Origin of the sequence: Nostoc sp. UHCC 0251 (genome assembly GCF_034932245.1) — a bacterium.
Lineage (GTDB): Bacteria > Cyanobacteriota > Cyanobacteriia > Cyanobacteriales > Nostocaceae > Nostoc.
In genome coordinates this window covers 1-1898 of the sequence record NZ_JAYGHD010000524.1, presented here as the reverse complement: position 1 = coordinate 1898, position 1898 = coordinate 1, and the positions used below count along the sequence as shown (strand labels likewise).

Here is a 1898-nt window from a genome sequence, read left to right as displayed (position 1 = left end):
CCCACATTCAGCAGGTAATTTAAGACAAAAAATAATATTGGTGACAAGATGCACCAAGGAACTGCAAAATCAGTTTTTGTCTGTCGGTGAGTTGAATCGAAGATTTAATCCCATCAATAAATACTAAATGAACTGACTGAAAACATTGAAGAATCCATCTTAAAGTAGGTTGAGCAGTAGGTTTCCCTTTTTGGTCAGGGAGGTGAGAATCAGTAAGTTTTAATGATTGTCTAAGTTGAAGTTGCCCTAAACTATAAACCATGAGAGCTAATGTCATAATCATTGCTAGTGCCATGATTCGTTTAGTGTTTTTCAGAAAAACTCGTGAGGCAAAAAATAGAGGATCTTTGATAAAGCGAAATCCCCTTTCCGTAGTTTGTTGTTCCTTATATTCTTGTAAAACCGTCTCATTCGCCCAGAGTTTTTCATCTAATAAGTTGGTGGCTAAAATAAAACGTCCTGCTTGATTACGATGAGTCTTAATGACGATTTCATTTTCTCCTAAATTTGCTTGAATATGATAAGTATAGTAACTAACTTCATCTCCTAGCTTCGGTTTCCCGCGACGTTGATAATGCGGTTTAGCTAAAATTGTTAGTTCAGCTAGTAGATGATAATTGAGGGTTTTTTCAAAATCTTTTGCGGCAATTAAAGCATCTGTCTCACAAGCAAACTCTTTATTCCGTAAGCTTTTTAAATTTTTATTTTTTAATGTTAGGGACTGCTCTATTCGCTTTGATAAACTTTTTAAGTCAGCATCTCGACGGTCTTCACTTTCTACTATAATCCACCTTTGTTTAATAACTGCATATTCACTACATACAGCACAAAAACTATATTTCTCATACAGATCACTTTTACTGAACTGTTCTGGCAATAAAAGTTTAGTTAATTCTTGGGCTGCTTTGATGGTTAATGGTACTCGGCTAATCCAATTTATACTTTCACTGCACTGATTCAGATTCTTTTCAGTATAAAAAGCCGCGTCCATTACATATACTTCCGGTTGTTCTCCAAGCCATTGAGACTGAAATTCTCTAATCATTTTTGGAAAAGCATTCTGGTCTAATTCATTCCCATCTCCAACTTGCATAAATAATGGAATTCCTTCTTCTCCAGTGGTTAATAAACTTAATGTAAATTGTTTTAAGTCTGATCTATGGTCACGAGAGTAACCATGATTAATGTTTATTGCTACTGGTTCTGATTCTTCTAACAAGACTATCTCTTCAGCACAACTCTCTTCTACTTCTTCTGAAGAAAGATATTTTCCATGAACTGACAAACTCGTACCATCAATATGAGCATTTGATACCTTAATTCCGCAACACTTTACCATCTCACAGGCTATTTTTAAGAATAAGAGGCTAACACCATATTCGTATAGTTGATCTAGTACTCGTCCTAATCTACTTTCGTTGAGATGTTCAGCTTCTACTCCAACACCTATTAGATGTTCTGAAGATTCCCCACAAAAAATTGACTAAATAAATACAATGGGGCGCTTAGAAACCCCATGCAATTGATAATCATCGCTTTCACCACCAGTCCGGCGCTGACTTTCTCTTGTGCATGAGTCCCTAATTCTTGATCTATGATCTCCACAATCCCTATTTCATCTATAATTCCAGCGATTATCCCTAAATGGTCAATGTCTTTAACATCCACTTGTGGTTTTGTTTTCACTTTAGCTACCTTCAATCCACTTAGAGGTCGTTTGAAAAGTGTCAGCTTGAGCCTAAAATACAACTTAGAGAAGTGATCGCAAGCCCCATAACCCTTATTATCTCGTTCAACTTCTCGATAGCCAAAGTAGTCAAACATACACTGCATGACTTTTCAAACATTCTCTTAGATTAAAATACCTTTTTTCTGGTTTTACCTGCTGAATGTGGGTT

Annotated in this window: 2 protein-coding genes; both read right to left on the bottom strand. The window is 36.0% G+C overall.

Translation table 11 applies throughout. The features are described from left to right. Nucleotides 1-19: 19 nt before the first annotated feature. The gene (locus tag VB740_RS36560; RefSeq protein WP_323204689.1) at nucleotides 20-1450 is read right to left on the bottom strand and encodes an IS1634 family transposase; all 1431 of its coding nucleotides are present in this window, start codon (nucleotides 1448-1450) and stop codon (nucleotides 20-22) included. Then, a complete protein-coding gene (locus VB740_RS36555) occupies nucleotides 1450-1833 on the bottom strand; it encodes a DUF4277 domain-containing protein (RefSeq protein WP_323204688.1) in 384 nt (127 codons plus the stop codon). Before VB740_RS36555 ends, VB740_RS36560 begins: the two co-directional genes overlap by 1 nt. Between the last annotated feature and the right edge of the window lie 65 nt (nucleotides 1834-1898).